The sequence below is a fragment of the Billgrantia ethanolica genome, assembly GCF_021404305.1.
In the GTDB taxonomy this organism is placed as follows: Bacteria; Pseudomonadota; Gammaproteobacteria; order Pseudomonadales; family Halomonadaceae; genus Halomonas; species Halomonas ethanolica.
Genome location: NZ_JABFTX010000001.1, coordinates 1,569,338 through 1,586,895 on the forward strand (window position 1 = coordinate 1,569,338; position 17,558 = coordinate 1,586,895).

Annotated in this window: 14 protein-coding genes; 5 read left to right on the top strand and 9 right to left on the bottom strand. The window is 66.5% G+C overall.

Annotation, left to right across the window (positions count from 1 at the left end):
- Positions 1–23: 23 nt before the first annotated feature.
- From tldD to HOP53_RS07235, 7 genes are all read right to left on the bottom strand, one after another.
- Positions 24–1,478: a metalloprotease TldD gene (gene tldD / locus HOP53_RS07205; RefSeq protein ID WP_086509859.1), complete on the bottom strand. Its 1,455-nt coding sequence runs from the start codon at positions 1,476–1,478 to the stop codon at positions 24–26.
- Positions 1,475–5,305, bottom strand: coding sequence for a YhdP family phospholipid transporter (locus tag HOP53_RS07210; protein WP_234269361.1), 3,831 nt, complete (start codon positions 5,303–5,305; stop codon positions 1,475–1,477). The genes tldD and HOP53_RS07210 overlap by 4 nt, the downstream gene beginning before the upstream one ends.
- A 7-nt stretch (positions 5,306–5,312) precedes the next feature.
- Positions 5,313–6,776 carry a ribonuclease G gene (gene rng / locus HOP53_RS07215; RefSeq protein ID WP_086509861.1) on the bottom strand — a complete coding sequence of 488 codons (1,464 nt, stop codon included), beginning with the start codon at positions 6,774–6,776 and terminating at the stop codon, positions 5,313–5,315.
- A gap of 50 nt (positions 6,777–6,826) precedes the next feature.
- Complete coding sequence (locus HOP53_RS07220) at positions 6,827–7,432, bottom strand: Maf family protein (RefSeq protein ID WP_234269362.1); 606 nt, start codon at positions 7,430–7,432, stop codon at positions 6,827–6,829.
- Complete coding sequence (gene mreD / locus HOP53_RS07225; protein ID WP_234269363.1) at positions 7,425–7,916, bottom strand: rod shape-determining protein MreD; 492 nt, start codon at positions 7,914–7,916, stop codon at positions 7,425–7,427. Before mreD ends, HOP53_RS07220 begins: the two co-directional genes overlap by 8 nt.
- Entirely contained in the window at positions 7,916–8,794 is an 879-nt protein-coding gene (gene mreC, locus HOP53_RS07230) for a rod shape-determining protein MreC (RefSeq protein WP_422677593.1), read from the bottom strand. Before mreC ends, mreD begins: the two co-directional genes overlap by 1 nt.
- A gap of 110 nt (positions 8,795–8,904) precedes the next feature.
- The gene (locus HOP53_RS07235; RefSeq protein WP_010629195.1) at positions 8,905–9,942 is read right to left on the bottom strand and encodes a rod shape-determining protein; all 1,038 of its coding nucleotides are present in this window, start codon (positions 9,940–9,942) and stop codon (positions 8,905–8,907) included.
- Positions 9,943–10,119: 177 nt separating this feature from the next.
- Between HOP53_RS07235 and gatC the strand changes: the two genes are divergently transcribed.
- The 4 genes from gatC to HOP53_RS07255 all read left to right on the top strand — a co-directional run bounded on the left by gatC (position 10,120) and on the right by HOP53_RS07255 (position 14,004).
- The gene (gene gatC, locus HOP53_RS07240; RefSeq protein ID WP_010629196.1) at positions 10,120–10,407 is read left to right on the top strand and encodes an Asp-tRNA(Asn)/Glu-tRNA(Gln) amidotransferase subunit GatC; all 288 of its coding nucleotides are present in this window, start codon (positions 10,120–10,122) and stop codon (positions 10,405–10,407) included.
- A gap of 81 nt (positions 10,408–10,488) precedes the next feature.
- Positions 10,489–11,949 (top strand): Asp-tRNA(Asn)/Glu-tRNA(Gln) amidotransferase subunit GatA, encoded by a 1,461-nt coding sequence (gatA, locus tag HOP53_RS07245; protein WP_234269365.1) that lies wholly within the window; start codon positions 10,489–10,491, stop codon positions 11,947–11,949.
- Entirely contained in the window at positions 11,949–13,403 is a 1,455-nt protein-coding gene (gatB, locus tag HOP53_RS07250) for an Asp-tRNA(Asn)/Glu-tRNA(Gln) amidotransferase subunit GatB (protein WP_234269366.1), read from the top strand. Before gatA ends, gatB begins: the two co-directional genes overlap by 1 nt.
- A gap of 49 nt (positions 13,404–13,452) precedes the next feature.
- On the top strand, positions 13,453–14,004 hold the full coding sequence (locus tag HOP53_RS07255) for a cupin domain-containing protein (protein WP_234269367.1): 552 nt from the start codon (positions 13,453–13,455) through the stop codon (positions 14,002–14,004).
- A 1-nt stretch (position 14,005) separates the two neighbouring features.
- Here the strand turns inward: HOP53_RS07255 and HOP53_RS07260 are convergent, their stop codons facing one another.
- Positions 14,006–14,176: a DUF6435 family protein gene (locus tag HOP53_RS07260; protein WP_234269368.1), complete on the bottom strand. Its 171-nt coding sequence runs from the start codon at positions 14,174–14,176 to the stop codon at positions 14,006–14,008.
- Positions 14,177–14,417: 241 nt separating this feature from the next.
- On the opposite strand from HOP53_RS07260, the gene HOP53_RS07265 reads away from it, so the two are divergent.
- On the top strand, positions 14,418–16,112 hold the full coding sequence (locus HOP53_RS07265; RefSeq protein ID WP_234269369.1) for a methyl-accepting chemotaxis protein: 1,695 nt from the start codon (positions 14,418–14,420) through the stop codon (positions 16,110–16,112).
- A gap of 21 nt (positions 16,113–16,133) precedes the next feature.
- Here the strand turns inward: HOP53_RS07265 and HOP53_RS07270 are convergent, their stop codons facing one another.
- Positions 16,134–17,510, bottom strand: coding sequence for a DNA recombination protein RmuC (locus tag HOP53_RS07270; protein WP_234269371.1), 1,377 nt, complete (start codon positions 17,508–17,510; stop codon positions 16,134–16,136).
- Positions 17,511–17,558 lie beyond the last annotated feature (48 nt).

The following is a 17,558-nucleotide window of genomic DNA, read 5'->3' on the forward strand; positions in this document are numbered from 1 at the left end:
GGTCAGGCGGCAGGCACGTTCACTCATGAAGCGGTGCCGCCGACGGTGAGCTCATCAAGCTTCAAGGTGGGCTGGCCCACGCCCACCGGCACGCCCTGCCCCTCCTTGCCGCATACGCCGATGCCGGTGTCGAGCTCCAGATCGTGGCCGATCATCGATACCCGTCCCATCGCCTCCGGCCCGTTACCGATCAGCGTCGCCCCCTTGACCGGCGCGGTGATCCTGCCGTCCTCGATCAGGTAGGCCTCGCTTGCCGAGAACACGAACTTGCCCGAGGTGATGTCCACCTGGCCACCGCCGAAGCTGACCGCATAGATGCCGCGGCGAACACTCGAGATGATCTCCGCCGGGTCGTCCTGACCGGCCAGCATGTAGGTGTTGGTCATGCGCGGCATCGGCATGTGGGCGAACGACTCGCGACGGGCGTTGCCGGTGGGCTGCATGCCCATCAGCCGGGCGTTGAGCTTGTCCTGCATGTAGCCGGTGAGAATGCCGTCCTCGATCAGCGGGGTGTACTGGCCCGGCGTGCCTTCGTCGTCCACGCTCATGGAGCCGCGGCGGTCGGCAAGAGTGGCATCGTCCACCACCGTGACCCCGGGAGCCGCCACCCGCTGACCCAGGCGCCCGGCAAAGGCCGAGCTGCCCTTGCGATTGAAGTCGCCCTCAAGGCCGTGCCCCACCGCTTCGTGCAGCAGGATGCCGGGCCAGCCGGGCGCGAGCACCACCGGCATCTGTCCGGCGGGGGCGTCCACCGCCTCCAGATTGACCAGAGCCTGGCGTACCGCTTCCTTGGCAAAGCGTTCGGCGGCGTTGTCGTCACGCAGGCGGGACATGGCGTAGCGCCCACCGCCACCGGCGCTGCCGCGCTCGCGACGGCCGTTCTTCACCGCGATGACGCTGACGTTGAAGCGCACCAGCGGGCGCACGTCCGCTGCCAGGGTGCCGTCACTGGCACGTACCAGCACGACCTCATGAACGCCGGTCAGGGAAGCGCTGACCTGGGTGATGGCGGGATCGGCGGCGCGCGCCACGCGATCGGCCTGTTTGAGCAACGCGATCTTCTCCTCGGCCGATAGACCCGACAGCGGGTCGACCGTGGCGTAGCGCAGCTCTGCGCCGGTCGCGATGCGTGGCGCAACCGACAGGCTGGCACCGCTGCGCACGATGCCGGACGCCGTGCGGCCGGTTTCCGCCAGGGCATCGGCGGTAATCTGGTTGGAATAGGCGAAGCCGGTCTTCTCGCCGGCCATGGCACGCACGCCCACACCGCCGTCGATGTTGTAGCTCGCTTCCTTGACTTCACCATCCTCGAGTACCCAGCTTTCGTGCCAGCTGCGCTGAAAGTAGAGATCGGCATAGTCGACGCCCGGGGTCAGCACATGGCCAAGACCTGCGTCGAGCGCCTCGACGTCCAGTCCGCCGGGGTGCAACAGAATCTCCGCGGCGGTATCGAGCAGAGCGGATGAGGATGTCGTCATTCTGCGGTTTCCAAGGTGATGTCGGGCGAGGTCCAGGGACCGCGCACGCGATAGTGAATTCGGGTGACTCGGTCGATGGCGCTGCCGAAGAGTCGATCGGCGATGAACAGCGCGCCACCTACCACCGGCGCACCGGCAATCACCGCCGCAAGCGGCAAACTGCTGCTGACGGGTACTGTGACGCCCAGTCGCTGGTCCAGTTCCCGACGCGAGAGGTCGACGGTGCCCTCCAGCGTGAAGGACGTGGCCGGGCCGTCGATCCTGATGGGGCCGGTCGTCTCCAGTACGCCTCCATACAGGGTAGCAGCCCCGATAACATGATCGAAGGCCGTACCCTGGCCGGTCACGTCGGAAAAGTCCATGCGCAGCCGTCGTACCAGGTTGTCGACGTTGAGCAGACCCACCACTCGCGCCGTGGGAGACTCCAGGTTGACGAAGCGTCCATTGCGCAGCTCCGCCTCGACGCTGCCACGCGAGCGGGCCAGGGCGAACTGCCAGGGCGGCCCCGGCCAGGCCAGCTGGCTGCGTACGCGTGTCTCGTTGCTGCGAATCGAGACCGGCTGACCGAGCCGCTCCAGCGCCGTACCCAGGTCGCGCCCATCGAGGTCGAGCCGTGAGCGGGTCAGGCTGTCGCCCGGACCGGCGGACTCCCAGATCACTTCTCCCCGCGCCGAGATCTGTCCCAGGGTGAGCCCCAGTGGCGCCACTCTGAGCCGCTGCGGCGAGCCCTCCCAGTGGGCCGTGAGCGGGCCGATCACCCGGCCCTGATACAGGATCTCCGCCAGTCGCAGCCGGCCGTTGGGTACCTCGCCGACCCAGCCGGGCAACGGCGTCGGGTCCGGCGGCACATCCAGCTCCGCGAGAAGATTGCCGGTGTCTTGCGTCTCGGCGGGCAGCAGGCCGTCCAGCGTCAAACGGTCTAGCGCGATGTCCAGCGGCTCGGCAAGCGTGGGGCGATAATCGAGATAGCCCTCGAGCAGATCCCCCCGCAGGCCGACACGCCAACCGCCCCCGGTGTGCGGACGTGCATCGGCGGTCATCACGCCCAGGCAATCCTCCGGGCCGACGAGACAGGCGGTGTCCACCCGCAGGTAACGCAGCGCCCCGGGGCCATCACCCCCCGGCGCTCCTCCATCAAGCATCGGTGCCAGCGCCGCGCCCCACTCCACCAGGTCGAGGCGGGATTGATATATCGTGCCCGACCAGCCCTCCTGCTCGGGCCAACTGGGTGCTTCCGGCAGCCGCCCCAGCCAGAACTGGCCCTGGCCTATATCCGACCACGGCAGGCCGCGCCAGCGCAGGCGGGCATCGCCGCCCATTTCCGCTTCCACTCGCTGCTGATCGAGATCGGCCTCGACCCACAGCGGACGACTCTCGCCGGCCGACTTGCCCAGCGGCGACGGCAGGTCGATGGCGACACCCTGCAGGTTGCTGTCGAAGCGGAACGTATTGCGCGTTTCACCAAGCGTGAAGCGCGCCCGCCAGGGCAGACGCCCCGACACCCCACCGGCCAGGGCGGTGGCATCGAAGCGCTGCAGTATCCGCGCCACCTCGGCAGCGCCATCCAGTTCGACACGCCCGGCCAGGGTATCGATGTCGGCATTGACCGGCCCGCCGAACAGGCGCCCTTCCAGGCGCCCCTCGAGCCCGCCGTCGTCATCGCGCTGACGCCAGGCGAGCGGCCCCTTCACATCACTGAGGGGCACTTCCAGCGGCAGGTAGACGAGCCGCTGCATGTCGACGTCGGTCTCGAGGTCGAGCCGAAAGCCGTCGTCCTCTCCCAGCAGGGTGCTGAGCTCGATCCTGCCGCTGGCGCTCCCCTCCCCGCGCCAATCGTCGACCTGCTCCATGCCGTCGACGGGGATGGCGCGCAGGTAGCGGCGTATCCCATCGGCATCGGACGCGAGGTCGCCGATCACGTGCAGCACGTCATCCTCGATGGTGACCCGCCCGTTGCGGCCCAGGACGCCAAGGCTCTCGGCGTGATAGACCTCGGCATCGAGAGTGCCGATACCCGCGGTGAGTCGCCCCTCGAGACCTTCGATCACCGGCCAGCGAGGGTCGAAGGGAAGCCTGCCCTCCTCGATCTCGAGGTCCAGTTGCAGTCGCGGCTCGATGCCGCTGCCGCCACGTCGGAGCGGCAGATGCAGCTTCAGCTCGCCATACGGCACACGGCCGGCCACACCGGCCGCGAGCCAGGCATCGAGTTCCTCACCCAACACGTCGGCAGGTAGCCAGTCCACCAGCGGACGCTCCAGGGCATCGGCGTTGCGGAAGCGCAAGTCGAGCCCCAGGCCGCCATGCACGCCACCGCCGATCGCCAGGCCGAAACCGCCCTCCACTTCAGCCCCCTGCCAGCCGGCCATGAGATTTCGTCCACTGACGAAGGTGCGCGGCCCCTCGTAGGTCCAGCGCACCTCGCCGCTGGCATGGGAAAGTTCCATCGGCGCCGGATAGAGCTCTGGCACCTTGAACGCGGGGTCACCGACACCGACGAACTCGATTCGCCCCGAGAGATCCCGCGCTTCGACCCAGGCATCGAGAGGTCCACCGCCCGGCACTTCGTCCCACGGCTCCACCTCGACCCGATGCAGCGCGGCCTGAGCCAGCCAGTGGCCGTTGCGCCGGCCCACGCCCAGTCCGGAGATCAGCCCGCGAGGCTCCAGGGCGTCGATGGTGCGCACCAAACCTTCGGGAAGCAAAATGCGTTCGCGCCAGGCCGCCAGCGACGCCAGCTCGAACTGGCTGGTGGTCAGCCACCAGCCCTCGTCGTCGTCGTAGCGCATGTGCCAGAAGTGCGGCAGCGCCGGCTGTCGCTCGTCTGCGAGCTCATGCGGCTCCGCCCAGTCGGCAGCCGCAGCGTCACCCTGCAGCCACGCCTCCCAGCCTTCGTCGTTGCGCAGCCACTGACCGCGGGCTCTGAGCGGCTCCAGCACGATGGGTTCGTCGTCACGCCGCAGCACCAGCCGCGGCACGTCGATATCCAGCCGCGCATCGGCCAGCGCTCCACGATGCCAGCGACCCCAGAGGGTGACGTCACCGCTGGCGTCCTCCAGGCGCAGGGGGTCGTCGAGGGTGAACACCTCGACCAGATCGATCAGCGTGTCGAGCTTCATGTCGGCCTGGAGGGCGGCGCTGAAATCGCGGAATCCGGTGGGTCCGGGGAACACTTCCAGCACGGCCTGCAGCGTGGCCTCTTCCTGCCCCTCGAGATGCACTTCGCCCTCGAGATGGGCTCGCCGCTCGTCGCCGGTGAGCAGCAGGCGCGGCGCGAGCATGTCGACCCGCCGCTCGCGCCCGTGCAGCACCAGCCTCACGTCCTCCACCCAGGCGCGCTGTCGCAGCAACAGCCCGACCCAGAAGTCGAGCCGCTCGAGATCGAAATCGCCTTCGAGAAGCTCAGGCGGAATCCTGGCCGGATCCGGCCAGTGCCAGCCGCCCTGCTCGTCCTGATAGAGGTGAAGCGTGAGCCCGCTGAGACGCGCATCCGCGACCACGGGCACACCGGTGCGCAGGCTGGCTGCGGTATCCAGCCGCAGTTGCGCATGCTCGACTTCCAGCAGCGGCAGGCCGGCTTCCCCCGGCAGCGTGCTCATGGTGAGCCCGCCACCCGTCATCACGGGGTCGAGCCGGGCCAGTCCGGCGTCGAATTCACGCAGCTCTACCGTTGCCCCCGTACGCGCCTCCAGCAACCGCTCGACGCGCGGCGCCAACTGGTCGACCTGGGTGAGCGCCAGCCGCAGCGCCACCAGCAGCACCGCGACCAGGGCCAGCAGCACGGCCAGCAGGGTGAGACTCCAGCGGCCTACCTGACGCAAAGGATGCATCGGCCGCTCACATCAGCACGATGTCGTACTGCTCCTGGGAATAGTGCGCCTCGACCTGGAAACGAATCGTCTTGCCTATGAAGGCCTCCAGATCGGCGACCGCAGCCGATTCCTCATCGAGCAGCCGATCCACCACCGGCTGGGATGCCAGCACCATGTAGGTTTCGGCGTTGTAGGCACGCTCCTCGCGCAGGATCTCGCGAAAGATCTCGTAGCACACCGTCTCGGCGGTTTTCAGGGTGCCCCGCCCACCGCAGGTGGGACACGACTCGCACAGGGTCTGCTCGAGGCTCTCGCGGGTGCGCTTGCGGGTCAGCTGCACCAGCCCCAGCTCGGTGACCCCGGTACACTTGGTCTTGGCATGATCGCGCTCCAGCGCCTTCTCGAGCACCCGCAGTACCTGGCGCTGATGCTCCGGGTCCTCCATGTCGATGAAGTCGATGATGATGATGCCGCCCAGGTTGCGCAGCCGCAGCTGTCGGGCGATGGCGTTGGCCGCTTCGAGATTGGTCTTGAAGATGGTCTCTTCGAGGTTGCGGTGCCCCACGTAGCCGCCGGTGTTGACGTCGATGGTGGTCATCGCCTCGGTCGGGTCGATCACCAGATAGCCGCCCGACTTGAGCTGCACCTTGCGCCCGAGCGCCTTCTGGATCTCGTCCTCGACGCTGTAGAGATCGAAGATGGGCCGCTCCCCGGGGTAGTACTCGATGCGTGCCGAGGAGTCGGGCATGAACTCCTCGGCGAATTCCAGCAGCTTGACGTAATTTTCCCGCGAATCGATGCGCACCTTTTCGATCTCGTCGCGCATCAGGTCGCGCAGGGTACGGATGAACAGCGGCAGATCGTCGTAGATCACGCTGGGTGCCGGCGCGGTCACCTTGCGCTCGCTGACCTTGCGCCACAGCCGCAGCAGGAAGTGCATGTCGGAGAAGAGCTCCTCCTTGCCCACGTTCTCCGCCGCCGTACGCACGATGAAGCCGCCGGTGATCTCGATCTCCTGCTCCTGCTGGCAGAGTTCGAGCAGCTCGCGCAGGCGCTCTCGCTCACGCTCGTCCTCGATGCGCTGCGACACGCCGTGGTGCGGGGAGTCAGGCATGTAGACCAGGTAGCGTGAAGGTACCGACAGATGGGTGGTGAGGCGTGCGCCCTTGGAGCCGATGGGATCCTTGGTGACCTGAACCACCAGTGCCTGGCCCTCGTGGAGCAGTTGACCGATGGTGGCCTGCTCCTCGGGCGGGGTGCCGGGCGGCATCACTTCATGGGCATGGATGAAGGCCGCACGGTCGAGACCAATGTCGACGAAGGCCGCCTGCATGCCGGGGAGGACCCGCACCACGCGACCCTTGTAGATGTTGCCGACGATGCCACGTCGGCGCGTACGCTCGATCAGCGCCTCCTGCAGCACGCCGTTTTCCACTACCGCCACGCGGGTTTCCATCGGCGTCAGGTTGATCAGTACTTCGCCGCTCATGCGGAAATCCTTGTCCAGTTCAATAGCCGCATTATGACATAGTGGTACGCCTAGGCAGCACCACACCAAAGCGGCACATTCTGTCGCACCAGCAACTGCGCCGTTTCGTACAGGGGTAGCCCGACCACCGCCGAGTGACTGCCCTCGATACGCTCGACGAAAATCGACGCCAAGCCTTGGATGGCATAGCCGCCCGCCTTGTCGGCAGGTTCGCCGGTCGCCCAGTAGACCGCCATCTCGCTCTCGCTGATCTCGCGCATGAAAACCCGCGTCGCCACACAAACCTCGAGCAACCCGGCCGGCCCCGTCACGGCCACGGCGGTGAGCACCTGGTGAGCGCGACCCGACAGCAGGCGCAGCATGGCTATCGCCTCGTCCCGATCGGCCGGCTTGCCAAGTATCCGCCCGTCGCAGACCACGGCGGTATCCGAGCCCAGCGTCGGCAGTCGCGACCGGCACCCGCCCGCCAACGCCTTCTCTCGGGCCAGGCGTAGCACATAGGCTTCGGGCAGCTCGTCAGGCAGCGGCGTCTCATCGATGTCCACCGGCCGCACCTCGACGCCGACACCGATGCTGGCCAGCAGCTCGCGGCGGCGCGGCGAGGCCGATGCCAGGCACAGCACGCCCTCGCGCCCTTCGGCCCGCTCCTCAGTCATGCCTGGCCAACCGGCGCTCGAAGGCCTGGAACATGGTGACGAGCCACGGCCACAGCGCCGCTCCGATCAGCGATGGGAGCAGAAAGGCAAGGTGCATCGAGAAGGGACCGAACAGGGTACGCAGCCACTGTTCGACCAGTTGCACGAGCCCCAGCAGCACCAGGATCAGCAGCGCCTGCTGCACCAGGGAGTAGGTACGGAAGCGTGGATAGACCAGAGCGGCGAGGAAGGCCAGCAGCGACAGGGTCAGGGCATTCTGCCCCAGCGGAGCGCCCTCGATGAGATCGAGCAGGATGCCGAGCACGAAGCCGTGGAAGACTCCGACTCGGGCAGGGGCGGCCATGCACCAATAGATCAGCATCAGCCCCAGCCAGTCCGGCCGCCAGATCTGCCAACCCTCGGCCAACGGCATCACCTGAAGGCACAGCGCCAGCAGCAGGGTGAGCCAAATCCAGGGCAGCGCCGTGGTCGATCCGCTCGCCATCAGTTCGACTCCTCCAGCGTGGCTTCGTCATCCAGCTCATCCGGCAGCTCCAGATCCCACACTTCGTCGTCAGGCACCGGCGCCGGATCGGGCGGAAACACCAGCAGGAAGTGGCGGGAGCGCTGCAGGCGCGCGACGGGTTCGGCCGTTACCCGGGCAAAGGGCTGGCCCGGGTCATGGACCACCTCGGTGACCCTGGCCACGGGATAACCCGGCGGGAAACGCCCCGCCAGCCCGGAGGTCACCAGCAGGTCGCCTTCGCGAATGTCGGCCGTATCCGGCACATGAATCACTCTCAGGGCATCGTACTGACCGCTGCCCTGCAGCACGAAGCGCAGGCCGTTACGGTTGATCTGAATCGGCAGCGCATGACTGGCGTCGGCCACCATCAGCACCCGGCTGGAATAGGCCGACACCGCCGTCACCTGGCCCACCAGCCCCGAGGCATCCAATACCGGCTGCCCCACGTAGACCCCGTTGCGACGCCCGCGGTCGATCACCATCTGATGGGTGAACGGATCGGAGTCGAGGGAGAGCAGTTCGGCGGTGATGTAGGGAGCCTCCAGGCGAGCGGCAGCACCAAGCAGTTCGCGCAGACGCACGTTCTCGGCGGTAAGACTCGACATGTGCTGGACCCGGTGGGACAGATGCAGGATCTGCTCGCGCAGGCGGCGGTTCTCCTCCACCAGCGCACGCTGCTCGGAGAGCGCCAGCGAGCCCCATGTGAGCACGTCGCTGGGCAGCGCGACGAGCCACTGGATCGGCGCCACGACGGTGGTGAGCTGAGCGCGCACCTCTTCCATGCGGGTGAAACGATGATCGACGAACATCAAGGCAGACGCAGCTACCACACACAGCAGCATGCGGTAGCCAGGCACATGACCGTGCGAGAACAGCGGTTTAATAGACGTTCCCCCCGCACCGGGCGCGGCACGTCCGGCCGCACCTGTTCATACGTCGATTCGCACTGGAAAACGGCCTTGCGGCGTCAGTCGCTTGAGAGCAGCTCGAAGGTGTGGCGGTCGATCATCTCGAGTGCCTTGCCGCCTCCGCGCGCTACGCAGGTCAGCGGATCCTCGGCGACGATGACCGGCAGCCCGGTCTCTTCGGAGATCAGCTTGTCCAGGTCGCGCAGCAGGGCGCCACCGCCGGTCAGCACCAGGCCACGCTCGGCGATGTCGGAGGCGAGTTCGGGCGGCGACTGCTCCAGCGCGCTCTTGACCGCGGCGACGATCGAGGAGAGCGTCTCCTGCAGGGCATCGAGAATCTCGTGGGAGTTCAGCGTGAAGCTGCGCGGAATGCCCTCTGCCAGGTTGCGGCCGCGCACGTCAATCTCGCGCAGTTCGCCGCCGGGGTAGGCACAGCCGATCTCTTCCTTGATACGCTCGGCGGTGGCCTCACCGATCAGGCTGCCGTAGTGGCGGCGCACATAGGCGGAAATCGCCTCGTCGAAGCGGTCGCCACCGACACGGATCGATTCAGAGTAGACCACGCCGTTCAGCGAAATGATGGCGATCTCGGTGGTGCCGCCACCGATGTCCACCACCATCGAGCCCTGGGCATCGTCCACCGGCAGGCCAGCGCCGATGGCAGCAGCCATGGGCTCTTCGATCAGGAACACTTCACGGGCACCGGCCCCTTCCGCGGACTCCTTGATCGCCCGGCGCTCGACCTGAGTCGACATGCAGGGTACGCAGACCAGCACCCGCGGGCTCGGGGTCAGGAAAGTGCTCTGGTGAACCTTGCGGATGAAGTGCTGGAGCATCTGCTCGGTAACGGTGAAGTCGGCGATCACGCCGTCCTTCATCGGGCGAATCGCAGTAATGTTGCCCGGCGTGCGGCCCAGCATGCGCTTGGCATCGGCACCCACCGCGGCCACGCTGCGCATGTTACCGGATTGGCGAATGGCCACTACGGACGGCTCATCGAGCACAATGCCGCGACCGCGAACGTAAATCAGTGTATTAGCCGTACCCAGATCGATGGAAAGATCGCTGGAGAACAGCCCCCTCAAGCGTTTGAACATGGACGTCGTTACCTAGTGCAGACCGGGACCAGTGCGGATGCAAACGGTATCATCGCCGCCTCAGTGCAGCAAGCGACATAGGCCGCTCCAGATGCGAGAAGAGTGCCCGCCATGGCTCGAATATGGTACCTTTTCCCGCTGTTCATAACACTCCATCCGTGCGAGGACACTCAGCTCATGGCGCTTGAACACGCAGACGTGCAGCGGGCCGCTCATCTGGCCCGGCTCGGCCTGACCGACGACGAGGCCGCCCGCTACGTGGACGACCTAGGCCGTATTCTCGAGATGGTCGACATGCTCCAGGCACTCGACACCGAAGGGGTCGCCCCGCTGGCTCACCCCCTCGACGTGACCCAGCGCCTGCGCGCCGACGAAGTCACCGAGCGCGACCAGCGCAGCCGCTTCCAGCAGTGCGCTCCGGCCGTGGAAAACGGGCTCTACCTGGTTCCTCGCGTCGTCGAGTGAGCCCAGCCGCCATTCGGGTAGCGCCAACCAGCTCAGGATTCACCTCTCTTTCAACGGCACGCTTTCATGGAGCCATGCCGCATGCATGACAAGACCCTTGCCGAACTGACCCGTTCGCTCGATGCCGGCGACTTTTCCAGCCGCGAACTGACCCAGCACCTGCTCGGCCGCATCGACCGTCTCGACGGCCAGCTGAACAGCTTCATTACCGTCACCCACGAGCAGGCCCTGGCCGCCGCCGATGCCGCCGACGCCGCCCGCGCCGCGGGCAAGGCCGGCGCGCTAACCGGTCTGCCGCTGGCGCTGAAGGACATCTTCTGCACCCAGGACGTGAAGACCACCGCCGGCTCGCGGATGCTCGACAGCTTCATCGCCCCCTATGACGCCACGGTGGTCGAGAAGCTCAAGGCCGCCGGCACCGTCAGCCTGGGCAAGACCAACATGGACGAGTTCGCCATGGGCTCCTCCAATGAGAACAGCCACTACGGCCCGGTGAAGAACCCCTGGGACTTCACCGCCGTTCCGGGCGGCTCGTCCGGCGGCAGCGCCGCGGCGGTGGCGGCGGGCTTCGTGCCGGCGGCGATCGGCACCGACACCGGCGGCTCGATTCGCCAGCCCGCAGCCTTCTGCGGCATCACCGGGCTCAAACCCACTTACGGCCGGGTGTCGCGCTACGGCATGATCGCCTACGCCTCGAGCCTCGACCAGGCCGGCCCCATGGCCCGCAGCGCCGAGGACTGCGCCCTGCTGCTCAACGCCATGGCCGGCCACGACCTGCGCGACTCCACCTGCGTGCAGCGCGGCGTGCCCGACTACACCGAAGAGCTCGGTACCGCACTCTCCGGCCTCAAGATCGGCCTGCCCAGCGAGTACTTCGGCGACGGTCTCGACCCGCAGGTGGAAGCCGCCGTGCGCGAAGCGATCAAGGTCTTCGAATCGCTCGGCGCGAGCGTGCGTGAGGTGAGCCTGCCGCACACCCACTACGCGATACCGGCCTACTACGTCATCGCCCCGGCGGAAGCCTCGTCGAACCTGTCGCGCTACGACGGCGTACGCTTCGGCCACCGCTGCGCCGACCCCGTGGATCTGATCGACCTGTACAAGCGCAGCCGCGCCGAGGGCTTCGGCGACGAGGTCAAGCGCCGCATTCTGATCGGCACCCACACCCTCTCCGAGGGTTTCTTCGACGCCTACTACAAGAAGGCCCAGCAGGTGCGCCGGCTGATCCGCCAGGACTTCCTCGACGCCTTCGAGGAAGTCGACGTCCTGATGGGCCCGGCCGCTCCCACCCCGGCCTTCGATCTTGGCGCCAACAAGGACCCGGTGTCGATGTATCTGCAGGACATCTACACCATCGCCATCAACCTCGCCGGCATCCCCGGCATGAGCGTGCCAGTCGGCTTCGCCGGCAAGCGCCCGGTGGGGCTACAGATCCTGGGCAGCCACTTCAACGAGTCGCGGCTGCTCAACGTTGCCCACCAGTTCCAACTGGCCACCGACTGGCACCGTCAATGCCCCGCGCTCGCCGAGGAGAACGCCTGATGCAATGGGAAACCGTGATCGGGCTGGAGGTTCACGTCCAGCTCGCCACCCGCTCGAAGATCTTTTCCGGCGCCTCCACCGCCTTCGGCGCCGAGCCCAACACCCAGGCCTGCGCCGTCGACCTGGGCCTGCCGGGCGTGCTGCCGGTGCTCAACGAGGCGGCCGTCGCCATGGCGGTCAAGTTCGGCCTGGCGATCGACGCCGAGATTCCCGAGGTGTCGGTGTTCGACCGCAAGAATTACTTCTACCCCGACCTGCCCAAGGGCTACCAGACCAGCCAGATGTACCAGCCCATCGTCGGCGCCGGAGTGGTCGAGATCACTCTCGAGGACGGCACCACCAAGCCGGTTCGCGTGCACCACGCGCACCTGGAAGAGGATGCCGGCAAATCGCTGCACGAGGACTTCCACGGCATGACCGGCGTCGATCTCAACCGTGCCGGCACACCGCTGCTGGAGATCGTCTCCGAGCCGGACATGCGTTCGGCGAAGGAGGCCGCCGCCTATCTCAAGGCGATCCACTCCATCGTCACCTACCTTGGCATCTCCGACGGCAACATGGCCGAGGGCTCGATGCGCTGCGACGTCAACGTCTCGGTTCGGCCCAAGGGCCAGGAAGCCTTCGGCACCCGCGCCGAGATCAAGAACGTCAACTCGTTCCGCTTCGTCGAGCGCGCCATCGCCTTCGAGGTGGAGCGGCAGATCGAGCTGCTCGAGGATGGCGGCAAGGTGGTGCAGGAGACACGCCTGTTCGACCCCGAGCGCGACGAGACCCGCAGCATGCGGACCAAGGAGGAGGCCAACGACTATCGCTACTTCCCCTGTCCCGACCTGCTGCCGGTAGTGCTCGACAAGGCCTACATCGACCATCTGCGCGACAACCTGCCGGAGCTGCCGGCCGAGAAGCGCGCCCGCTTCGAGAACGAGCTGGGCCTCTCGGCCTACGATGCCAGCGTGCTCTCCGCCACCCGCGAGATGGCCGACTATTTCGAAGAAGTGAAAGATGTCTGCCAGGATGCCAAGCAGGCCGCCAACTGGGTACAGGGTGAGCTGGCAGGTGCCTTGAATCGTGAGAATCTCTCGATCGCCAATAGCCCCGTATCGGCTCGTCAGCTGGGTGAACTGGTCGCTCGCGTGCTCGACGACACCATCAACGGCAAGGCCGCCAAGCAGGTGTTCCAGGCACTGTGGAACGGCCAGGGCGCCAGCGCCGATGACATCATCGAGGCCCAGGGGCTCAAGCAGGTCACCGACACTGGCGCCATCGAGGCGATGATCGATCAGGTGATCGCCGACAGCCCAGCCCAGGTAGCCCAGTATCGCGACGCCGAGCCGGACAAGCGCGGCAAGATGATCGGCTACTTCGTCGGCCAGGTGATGAAGGCCTCGCGCGGGACCGCCAATCCGCAACAGGTCAACGAGCTGCTCAAGCAGAAGCTCGACGCCCTCTGCTGAGGCATGGCGGGCGGTGCCTGGGCGCCGCCCGCGGGATTAGGAGATCGGCATGTCGGACGACGTCGGCGTACGCCTGCGCGCGCTTCGCACTCTGCGCGGCATTTCCCAGCGTGAACTGGCCAAGCGCTGCGGGGTCACCCATTCCAGCCTGTCGCTGATCGAACAGGGCAAGGTGAGCCCTTCGGTCAGCTCGCTGAAGAAGATCCTCGATGCCATCCCCATCAGCGTGGGCGATTTCTTCACCATGGACATGGAGAGCCGCGACCAGGTTTTCTACAGCGCCGAGGAGCTCGCCGACGTGGGCAGCGGCGAGGTCGTCTACAAGCTGGTCGGCGCCAACCGCGCTAGTCGGGCGCTGGCGTTCATGATCGAGACCTACCCGCCCGGCGCCGATACCGGGCGCGAGATGATCGCCCACCAGGGCGAGGAAGCCGGCGTGGTGCTGGAGGGCACGATAGAGATCACCATCGGCCCCGAAACCCGCCTGCTCGGCCCGGGCGAAGCCTATTACTTCGACACCAACGTGCCCCACCGCTTCCGCAATCCCGGCAGCGAGCCCTGCCGTCTGGTGAGCTGCTGCACACCGGCCTGCGCCTTCTGAATCAACCGCGCTTCAAACGTTCGATCTCCAAGCGCAGGGCCTCGGCCTGCTCCGTCAGCGCCGCGTTGGCGCGCATGTCACCGTTGCGGGACGCCAGCATCGCTTCCTCGAGCTTGCGCTCATAGGCCTTTTGCAGTCGTTTGGTGGGATCTCGCCGAAAGATAGCGAACATAGGGTTTCTCCTTCCTCAGGGTTTTGTACAACTTTTCGCGGCCGAATCGCGACCTCACGCGCCCAAATCCTGCTTTCTACATACCACACCTAGCAGATCGGTAGGTCAAGCAGTGCTTTTTTCGACGGCAGGCTAAAATTAAATTCATTTGTACAGTGATTGTACAAGTTTTAAGATTCGCGTGTCTTCCACTCTCGCTTCCACCGGGAGTGGCTCAAAACCAGAATAAGGAATGCATGCCATGGGACTCTCGACCAGCCTCGCCCGCCTGGGAATACGTAGTCGTCTGTTCGTTGGATTCTCCGCCGTGCTCGCCTTGATCGTACTGCTCACCGCCATCGGCATCGTGCAGGTGAACCGTATCGATCACAGCCTCACCACCATCAACGACGTCAATGGCACCAAGCAGCGCCACGCCATCGACTGGCGCGGCAGCGTGCATGACCGCGCGATCCTGCTGCGCGACATGACCCTGGTCGAATCGCCCGCCGCGCTGGCAACCCTCGAGCGCGACTACCGCATGCTGGCCGACGACTACCAGCGCGCCGCCAGCGGTATGGCGACCGCCATTCAGCTCAGCGTCTCCTCCCGCGAAAGCGAACTGTTGTCAGCCATCGAGCGCCAGGCCGATACGACGCAACGACTGGCGGCCCAAGTAATGGAGCGTCGCGCACAGGGCGACATTGTCGGCGCACGGGAAGTTCTTCTGAGCGAGGCCGGCCCGGCCTTCTTTACCTGGCTCGACAGCATCAATGACTTCATCGACCACCAGGAAGCCGAGAGCGCAGCCGATACCGCACTGGCCCGCGATACCGCCTCCGGCTTCCAGATGCTGATGCTGGCCCTTTGCCTGGCGGCCTTGGCGGCAGGGGGCACCATCGCCTACCTGCTGGCTCGCCAGCTACTGCGCGAGCTCGGCGCCGAGCCCCACGAGGTGAAAGCCTTCGCCGAGGCGATCGGCCGCGGCGAACTGGCTACCGCCGGGCGTCTGCGCGATGGCGACCGACACAGCATCATGGCATCGCAGGTGGAAATGGCCCGCCAGCTGCAGGCCATCGTGACCCAGGTGCGCGGCGCTGCCGAAGCCGTGGCCAGCAACAGCGAGCAGATCGCCGAGGGCAACACCGACCTCGCCTCGCGCACTCAGCAGCAGGCCAGCGCCCTGACCCAGACCGCCTCGGCGATGGAAGAGTTGAACGGCACCGTGGTGCAGAACAGCGAGAATGCAGGCCAGGCCAGCCGTGAGGCCGAGAATGCCTCGCACACGGCACGCCAGGGTGGCATGGCGGTAGAGCAGATGACGGCTACCATGAACGAGCTCGACAAGAGCGCCGGAGAGATCGCCAGCATCATCTCGACCATCGACGACATCGCCTTCCAGACCAACATTCTGGCACTCAACGCCTCAGTGGAGGCGGCGCGTGCCGGCGAGCACGGCCGCGGCTTCGCCGTGGTTGCTGCCGAAGTGCGCAAGCTGGCCCAGAAGAGCGCCGAGGCCGCCAGCGAAATCAATGAACTCATCACCAGCAACGTGGAGCGCGTGAAGAGCGGTAACGCTCGGGCTGCCGAGGCGCGGCAGGCCACCGAGGAGATCGTCGAGGCCATCGCGCGAGTCAGCCAGTTGATGCGGGAGATCAGCCAGGCCAGCGTCGAACAGAGCGCCGGCGTGCAGGAAGCCGGTACGGCGGTGGCCGAGATGGACAGGGTCACCCAGCAGAACGCCACCCTGGTGGGAGAGAGCGCCACGGCAGCCGACAATCTGCGCCAGCATGCCCGTCAGCTGATGAACGCCATGGCCGCCTTCCAACTGCCGAGCAGCGCTCGCGCCGATGGCCAAAGCGTGCCGCACGGCGAGATGCTTACGGCGCCCCGGCCCATCATGCGCCAGCTGCAGCTTGCCACCGCGGAGCGCCAGCCGGAGTGGGCCAACTTCTAAGTCCCTTACCTTGGCTGGCCCCTAGCCTCGACCGCCCCCGTCCGGCAGCGCCTGGCGGGGGCTCGCAGTCTCGAGCTCGAGGCCGGCCCGCTCGACCAGCTCGGCCGGCAGCTCCTTCTTCACCGCCACTCCCAGCTCCTGGAACTCGGCGGCCTGCTTGATCAGGTTGCCGCGCCCGTTGACTAGTTGTCCCATGGCACGGTCGTAGCTGTCGCGGGCGCCGTCGAGCTTCGCCTGCACCTCCTGCATGCTCTCGAGGAACAGCCGCAGCTTGTTGTAGAACCGCTCGGCACGATTGGCCAGCTCGGCGCTGTGGCGACTCTGGTCCTCGAAGCGCCATAGCTGACGCACCACGTTGAGGCTGGTCAGCAGCGTGGTGGGCGTGGCCACCAGCACGTTGTGTTCGATGGCCCGCTGGTAGAGGGTCTCATCGTGCTTGAGCGCCTCGACGTAGGCTGACTCCACCGGGATGAACATGATCACCACGTCTGGCGAGTTGAGGCCCGGCAGATCGTAGTAGTGCTTGTCGGCCAGCTCGGCTATGCGCTCGCCCACCGACTTGGCATGAGCCGCCAGAGCCTGCCCTCTCGCCATCTCGTCCTCTGCATTGACGTAGCGCACGTAGGCGGCAAGCGAGGTCTTGGCGTCGATCACCAGGTGGCGGCCCTGGGGCAGATAGACCACCGCATCGGGCCGGCGCCGACCCTCCGCCGTGGTAAAGCTCACCTCGCGCTGGTAATCCTTGCCAGGGCGCAGGCCGGAGCCCTCAAGCACGTTCTCCAGCATCAGCTCGCCCCAGTTGCCCTGCACCTTCTTCTGCCCCTGCAGCGCCTGGGTCAGGCGCTCAGCCTGATCGGTGATCTCGCGGTTGAGCGCCTGCAAATGGCGCAGTTCAGTGCGAAGCCCGGCGCGCTGCTCGGTGTCGTGGCGATGAATCGTCTCGACCTTCTCGCGAAAGCCCTTCATCTCGGCCTGGATCGGCTGCAGCAGGCCGCTGATACGCTGCTGGGAAAGCTCGGAGAAAGCGCGCCCCTTGCGCTCGAGGATCTCGTTGGCCAGGTTCTCGAATTCCTGGCGCAGTTGCTCGCGGCTGTCGCGCAACAGCGCCAACTGGGCCTCGAAGTGCTGCTGCTTCTGCTCCAGCGTGGTGGCCAGACGCGCCTCACTCACCTGCACCTCGCCGAGCCTGTGCTTTGCGTCATCGAGCTGTTGCTCACGCTCGGCCAGCCGCTCACGCATGTCGGCCAAGGCGGCTTCGTGCCGTACCGCCTCCACCCGCTGGCGCCGGACGGCGAGCCAGCCGGCCAGGCCGAAGGCAAGCAGGAACGTCAACAGCGACGTGAGCGCCATGGCGTAGCCAAGGGGCAGCGAGGCCAGCATGGTGGCAAGATCGATCAAGGGAAGTCTCCAGCAGGCGGTCGTGGCGCCAGTATACCTGCCACGGCC